This is a genomic window from Pararhodobacter zhoushanensis (assembly GCF_003990445.1).
Taxonomy (GTDB): domain Bacteria; phylum Pseudomonadota; class Alphaproteobacteria; order Rhodobacterales; family Rhodobacteraceae; genus Pararhodobacter; species Pararhodobacter zhoushanensis.
In genome coordinates this window covers 23,110-29,706 of the sequence record NZ_REEZ01000020.1, presented here as the reverse complement: position 1 = coordinate 29,706, position 6,597 = coordinate 23,110, and the positions used below count along the sequence as shown (strand labels likewise).

Sequence of the window (6,597 nt, the reverse complement as noted above, 5' to 3'; positions counted from 1 at the left end):
TGAAGCTCAGAGCGAAACTCGCTTCTCGGTCAGTGCTGGGGAACCGGCGAAATCAATGGGGCGGAGACGGCGCATACAATACGGCCAATCGCGGGGATGCTCGACCAAGCCGTGTTTTACTGGATTGAACCAACAATACCGGATGTGATTGTCCCAATCCGTCTCGTCGCGGATGTGATGTTCCCAAAACCGCTTCTGCCACACACCCCACTCGGACCGCGTAGGTCGGGGTTCACCCCGACTCTCCCCACACCGACTCTCTTTCCAACGCTCCCCACCCTCCCGCAGCCGCGCGCCACCAGCGCCGTAAGGGTTGTGGGGAAAGGGAGTCGGGGTGAACCCCGACCTGCGCACCGCCCGTGTAAACCGCGCCTTTATCGCTGCCATCCGCACGGTATATCCCGCGTCCCCCTCGGGCAGCGCCCAGACACAATGCATATGGTCCGGCAAGACCACCCACGCATCAATCCCGAACGGGCGTTCGATCCGCGTGCGCTGCACCGCGTCGCGCAGCGCCGCGATCTCGCGGGTCAGCAAATCCGCCCCGCGCTCGGCGAGGGTCACCGTAAAGAACACCCGGGCGCCGGGTATGAGGGGGCGGCGGTAAGACGACATGGGGCGAGGCTGTGCTGATTCTGGTTAACAAACCGCCAACACCGCGCCATCCGTCACCGCGATGGTGGGTTGAAAACCCACCCTACGGGCGGCCAAAACCCGGGGACAATCCTCAACAAAACCTTAACGCCTCCAGCTAACCTCTTGAAAACGCGAAACCCGGTCCGATGTCCCATCGTGGGACACCCCTTGCCCCCATCCAAAACCAAGGGCATCCTGACCCCATGAACGCGCAAGCCCTCATCACCGCCCTCGACCTGAAACCCCACCCCGAAGGCGGCCATTACCGCGAGACGTGGAGAGCCCCCGCCGCGCCCGGCCAGCGCCCCTCGGGCACCGCGATCCTGTTTCTGCTGGGGGCAGGCGAGGTCTCTCACTGGCACCGCGTCGATGCGACCGAGATCTGGCTGTTCCACGCCGGTTCCCCCCTGACCCTCTCGCTCAGCCCCACCAACACCGGCCCGGCCACCGACTACACCCTCGGCCCCGACGTCCTGTCCGGCCAGTCGCCCCAACTGATCGTCCCGCCCCACCACTGGCAAGCCGCCCGCAGTCAGGGCCCGTTCACGCTGGTTTCCTGCACCGTTTCCCCCGGTTTCGACTTCGCCGGCTTCACCCTGGCCCCGCCCGGTTTCGACATCCCGCGAATGGTGTGATTTTCCCCGCCAGACCCTCTTGCACCCGCCTCCGAACCCCGCTAAATCCCCCTCACGTTGACCATCTAAGCGCGGAGAGGTGCCGGAGCGGTCGAACGGGGCGGTCTCGAAAACCGTTGTGGGTGAGAGCCCACCCAGGGTTCGAATCCCTGTCTCTCCGCCATTCTCCCCATATCGCAGATCCCTTGCTGGCTTTCCGTGGTGACCGGGGTGTCCCTGAATGGTCAGGCAACCGTCGTGAGAATGGCGCAGGTGTCGGATCGGGTGATCTGAGGCCGTGACCCTCCGTCCGTCGTTGCGTTAGCACCACCGCACCAATTGCGTTGGACCGGCAATCCTGTGCACTCTGGACCCGCGTCCGCCCCCGCGGCGTGGAATTCTCCAGGTCATATCGTTCACTTTCAGGAAGCCGAGATCCGCCATGACTGATCGTCCCATCCTTGCCGGGCCCATCCTTGCCGAGGTCGTGCTGCCGACGCAGGAGCTGCGCAACGACATCCCGTTCTTCACCAAAACACTGGGCATGCGGCTGGAGACGATCTTTCCTGCGGACGATCCGTCGGTCGCTAGTTTCTCCGGCCACGGGCTGCGCGTAAGGATCGAGAAGGGGGCCGCCACGCCGCCCGGTCATCTGCGCATCCTGACCGATGATCCGGCAGGCTTTGCCGACGGGCAGCGCCAGTTGACCGCGCCCAATGGTACTCGGATCGATGTCGTGCCGCTGACCCCTGTGGCGGTGCCGATTGCCGCCGAGCACGCCTTTGTCGTGCGCCGCCTGCGCGACGGGGCGCCATGGGTGATCGGGCGGGCGGGCATGCATTACCGCGACCTGATCCCGACCCGGCTGGGCGGGTCGGTCATTGCCAGCCACATCCGCATCCCCGATGGCGGCCCGGTGCCCGATATGGTCCATTACCACACCGTCGGGTTTCAGCTGATCTTTTGCTATCGCGGCTGGGTTGACGTGCTGTACGAGGATCAGGGTGAGATGATCCGCCTGCACGCGGGCGATTGTGTCAACCAGCCGCCGGGTATCCGCCACCGCGTGGTCGAGGCCTCGCCGAATATCGAAGTGATCGAAATCGGCGTCCCGGCCGAGCATGTGACAACGATTGACCATTCCCTGAGCCTGCCCAACGGCAAGGGCGATCCTGCGCGCGAGTGGGATGGCCAGAAATTCGTCCACCACGTCAAAGACAAGGCCAGCTGGGGGCCTTTCCGCATCCCCGGGTTTACCGCGCGCGACACGGGTATGGCGGCAGGCACCAAGGGCGTGGCGGGGATACAGGTGATCCGCAAGGGCGACGGCACACCCGTCGCATCGCGCCATGACGCCGATATCCATTTCACCTTTGTCATGGACGGCACGCTGCGGCTGGATGCCGACGGGCAGGAGCCCCGCGATCTTGAAGCCGGTGACGCTTTTGTCATCCCACCGGGGATGGTTGTCACCTATGCCGAGGCCTCGGAGGATCTCGAACTGCTCGAAGTCGCACTGCGCGGGGACTTCGCCACCACTCTGGCCGATTGATCACCAATAACACCGCCGCTCGATCATGAGGGGCGGTGTTGTGCCGGATGCAGAAACCGCGGACCGGGCTCAGTCCTGCCTCTGGGCCAGTATCTCGTGATACAGGTCTAGACCCCGGCCTTCTGGGCGTGCGCAAGCCGGCCAGGCGCGACCACGGGCGCAGATTGTGCTGGAGCATGACCAGAAAGGGGACGCGCAGACTGGCATAGAACAGTGACTTTTCGATCATGTCCCGACGGGTTGCAAAGAACCCGCGAAACAGCTCGAAAGGGAACGCCGTGACACCAACCAGAAGGCTGCACAGCGCCAGGCCAAGGAATGCAGCGCATCGCCAAAGCCGGAATACGGGATATTGGTCCGGAAGCGGCTGCTGAGATTGTCTTCTGCGGACAGATCATACAGCGACTGACCTGCTCCCTTTTTTGCCCCAAGGCTTGAGTCCATGCGATGTGCTGTGAGAGAGGTCGCGTCGATGGAGATCGCCTTGTTGTCGGGGGCCTCTGCCGCCGAACCCGTCATGATCCGCGCGAACACGCCCCTATCGCTCTACCTTTTCCAGCGGTTGTAGAGCGTCTTGTGCAGCCCATACTGAAGAGGCGCGTCATGCCAGCGCAAGTCGTTGTGATTAATGAAGATATTCCCGCTGAGGACCCGCCGGTCATCGGAGCCATGGTTCTCGGGGGAAGAACGGTCTCAGCCGCTCCATCTGAGCCCCGCTCAGCCAAGACAGATCGCTCATCTGGCCCCTTTGGTTCAGGGACGGTAAAGCAGGCAGGCCTCGCAGCCGCAATCCGATCAATGGCTGCCGAAGCTAACACAATGCTGCATTCGCAAAAAGCTTCAAAATCGGAGTCTGGACAAAGGCTCGCCTGTCGCGTCGACGTTTCGGGCTCAATGCGGCTGTTCGGGTTTCGTCCCACGGCGGTCTCGGGCGGGGTGCCGGAACGGCACACTGAAGGCAGCTAACAGCAGAATACCCTTGAATATGGCGACAATTCCGGCAACCCTGTGCATCTGTTTGCGTCGGTTTTGTACCGCAGGCTCATCTTTGGCAGCGGCCTTGCGGCCCCCGTGTGAGAGCCGCGAAAAGTCGTTACCATTTTGGTGGCGCGCTTAGACGTTTGTGCTTGTTTTTTAGACGACAGTTTTTCTTCGATCGTTCAGGGCCAGAGCTTCTGTTCTGGTTTCATTTTGCAACGGGTCCGAGAGTCAGGCGTTTCAAGGGTCACTTATGACTCAACGAGGGAACTTGTTTGAACACCACAGTTGATATCAGCGTCGTTGTCCTGATCGCAGCCATCATGGTGGTGTTCTCACTGCTGATCTGCCTGCTGGCCCGCCGCAGCCGGATCGTGGATTCGGATCTGGAAAACGGCGCCGCCTGGATGATCGCGGCCAATTCGGCCTTGCTGGTCGGGGCGCTTGCCTTGCTCTTTACCCAGGTGGTCCCGTTACGGCTGATTACCTGCATTACCATGGCGGGGGCGTATCTGGGCTTTCTGTTTGGCTACTTTGCCATGCACAAGGGTCTTGGCCAGCGGCCTTACTATGCCGTGTTCGGCATCATCGGTGCGGCGGGTATCGCCCTGCAATGGGTGACGGTGCTCACCGTTCCGGGCATGACGCAGTTGTTTGCCGGAACCTCGATCATCAACGGTTCCGTCGCGCTGGCGATGGGGATCATCGTTTTGCGCGCGGCCAAACGCTATGGGCGTGAGCTGGGCCTGCTGGTCAGCGTGCCGTTCTTTGCCATATCCGCCGGGTTTTTCCTGCGTTTGTTCATGATTGCGATCCAAAGCTCGACCTTCGCGGTCCTGACGATCACCGCGCTGAACGCGTTCATCTTTGCCTATTCGTCGCTGCAATGGGCCTTTGGGCTGATCGCGTTGCGGGCGGCGCGTCTGAACATGACGCTGGACGTGGAACGCCAGCGGGCCGAGGAACTGGCCCGCGCGCGGGCGCGTTTTCTGGCCCATATGAGCCATGAGATCCGCACGCCGCTGAATTCGGTTCTGGGCATGGCGGATGTGTTGGAAGGCATGGTCAAGCATGATGAAGCGCGCGAGATGGTCGGGCATATCCAGACTTCGGGCGATCTGTTGATCCATATCCTGAACGATATCCTTGATGTCTCCAAGCTTGAGGCGAACGCGGTCACCATTGAACAGCGCGCCTTTGGCATCGACACGCTGCTGCGCCAGATCGAGGCCAGCCATAGCGCGAAATGCCGTGAGCGTGGTCTGGCGCTGGTGATCGACACGCAGCCCGAGGTTGCCGGGCAATGGTTGGGCGATCCGCACCGCGTTAACCAGATCCTGCACAATGTGGTGGGGAATGCCGTCAAGTTCACCCAGACCGGTAGCGTCAAGGTCTCGGCCAGCGTCGGTGAGCAGTTGCTGCTGGTCGTGGAAGACACGGGCATCGGCATGACCGAAACGCAGATCGCGGCCATGTTTGACGAGTTCACTCAGGCCGACGAAGGCATCACCCGGCGTTTTGGAGGCACCGGGCTGGGCATGGCGATCGTGCACCGGCTGGTGACGCTGATGGGCGGCGCAATCACCGTGGTCAGCAACCCGGGCGAGGGGACGCGCTTTTCCATCCAGCTGCCCCTGGAACGCGTCGAGGCCGGGGCCGTCGAGGCCCCGGTCGAGGTTGCGCCACCGGCCGCCGTTGATTTCTCGTCACTGCGGGTGCTGTGCGCGGATGACAGCAAGGGCAATCTGATGGTGCTCAGCAAAATGTTGCGCCAACTGGGGCTGGAGCCGCACACGGTTGAAGATGGCCATGCGGCAGTACGCGCGGTGAAGGCTGAGGCGTTCGATCTTTACCTTCTCGACATTTCGATGCCTGGCTTCTCGGGCATCGAGACCCTGCACCAACTGCGCGAAATCGAGAAGGATGAAAGCCGTCTGCGCGCCTTTGCGGTGGCAGCCACGGCGAATGTGATGGCTTCGGATCTGGCGTATTATCTGTCGTCAGGCTTCGACGCCCATCTGCCCAAACCGATCCGGCGCGATGCGCTTCAGGCGGTGCTGCGCGACTGTCAGATCGAAAGACAGGGCGGGATCGAACAGCCTGATCTCTCGGCGCAGGCGGAACCCAGGGCCTCGGTCATCATTTTGTAACGCATCACCGCAGTGTGCGCAGTTTCTTGAAACTGGCGGTCAGCGGACCCAGCGGCGTTTGCATGTTGATCGACTGGCCGTTGGCGAATCCTGCGGGCAGGTCGATCTTGATCGTCTGGGTGTGCATCGACGACATGGTTTGTCCCGTCGCCAGTGTGGTTCCCGGCGAGGTTTTCAACACGACACTCACCGACACCCGTCCGCTGTCACTGGTCGAATACGTGCCGTCCAGAGAGCCGCCCATTTCGTCAGACCCGGTGACAATGCCGTCCATCATCACCAGAACGGCAAGGCCAACGCCCCCAGAGCCGGTAAAATATACCGCATAGATGCCTTCCATCGCCCTTACCTTCCGCTCTCAGTCAGGCTTGCCTACAGGAGTTGGAAGCCTTTGCGGGTCTGGTAAGAGGGGATTGTGTCTTTTTCCAGTGAAACTTGGTGCGTGCTGCGCGAAGAATCGACCCGCGCCGTCTTTTCCTGGGTGCGGCCGGGCAACAGCGCATTGGTCAGGACGCGCTGAAAAGTTAATGGAGAACAGCGCATTAATGCTAGTTGCCGGGGGCGTCTGGTCCGTGGCCCCGCAATTTACCAAGCTTTCACATAGCAGGTCGGCCACAGCCAGCGGATCTGTCCCGGTGTCCGCACAGGGCATCGTCGCCATTCCGCA

At 61.8% G+C, this 6,597-nt stretch carries 5 protein-coding genes, 1 tRNA gene and 1 pseudogene; 4 read left to right on the top strand and 3 right to left on the bottom strand.

Translation table 11 applies throughout. The features are described from left to right. Positions 1-6: 6 nt before the first annotated feature. On the bottom strand, positions 7-615 hold the full coding sequence (locus tag EAE28_RS24450) for an REP-associated tyrosine transposase (RefSeq protein ID WP_127110877.1): 609 nt from the start codon (positions 613-615) through the stop codon (positions 7-9). Between the two features lie 224 nt (positions 616-839). Between EAE28_RS24450 and EAE28_RS23415 the strand changes: the two genes are divergently transcribed. The 3 genes from EAE28_RS23415 to EAE28_RS23405 all read left to right on the top strand — a co-directional run bounded on the left by EAE28_RS23415 (position 840) and on the right by EAE28_RS23405 (position 2,802). After that, positions 840-1,271, top strand: coding sequence for a cupin domain-containing protein (locus EAE28_RS23415; protein ID WP_127110875.1), 432 nt, complete (start codon positions 840-842; stop codon positions 1,269-1,271). A gap of 73 nt (positions 1,272-1,344) precedes the next feature. Then, positions 1,345-1,434, top strand: a tRNA-Ser gene (locus EAE28_RS23410). A 258-nt stretch (positions 1,435-1,692) separates the two neighbouring features. Further along, positions 1,693-2,802 (top strand): cupin domain-containing protein, encoded by a 1,110-nt coding sequence (locus EAE28_RS23405; RefSeq protein WP_127110873.1) that lies wholly within the window; start codon positions 1,693-1,695, stop codon positions 2,800-2,802. Between the two features lie 414 nt (positions 2,803-3,216). On the opposite strand, the pseudogene EAE28_RS24065 reads toward EAE28_RS23405, so the two are convergent. Continuing rightward, positions 3,217-3,541, bottom strand: a pseudogene (locus EAE28_RS24065) (transposase); the annotation flags it as partial. A gap of 514 nt (positions 3,542-4,055) precedes the next feature. On the opposite strand from EAE28_RS24065, the gene EAE28_RS23395 reads away from it, so the two are divergent. After that, entirely contained in the window at positions 4,056-5,930 is a 1,875-nt protein-coding gene (locus EAE28_RS23395; protein WP_127110871.1) for an ATP-binding protein, read from the top strand. Between the two features lie 4 nt (positions 5,931-5,934). On the opposite strand, the gene EAE28_RS23390 is transcribed toward EAE28_RS23395, so the two are convergent. Beyond that, positions 5,935-6,270: a hypothetical protein gene (locus EAE28_RS23390; protein ID WP_127110869.1), complete on the bottom strand. Its 336-nt coding sequence runs from the start codon at positions 6,268-6,270 to the stop codon at positions 5,935-5,937. Between the last annotated feature and the right edge of the window lie 327 nt (positions 6,271-6,597).

Excerpts from the sequence above, each read along its gene's own strand:
- EAE28_RS24450 (WP_127110877.1), bottom strand. The coding sequence starts at position 615 with ATGTCGTCTTACCGCCGCCCCCTCATACCCGGCGCCCGGGTGTTCTTT.
- EAE28_RS23415 (WP_127110875.1), top strand. The coding sequence starts at position 840 with ATGAACGCGCAAGCCCTCATCACCGCCCTCGACCTGAAACCCCACCCC.
- EAE28_RS23405 (WP_127110873.1), top strand. The coding sequence starts at position 1,693 with ATGACTGATCGTCCCATCCTTGCCGGGCCCATCCTTGCCGAGGTCGTG.
- EAE28_RS23390 (WP_127110869.1), bottom strand. The coding sequence starts at position 6,270 with ATGGAAGGCATCTATGCGGTATATTTTACCGGCTCTGGGGGCGTTGGC.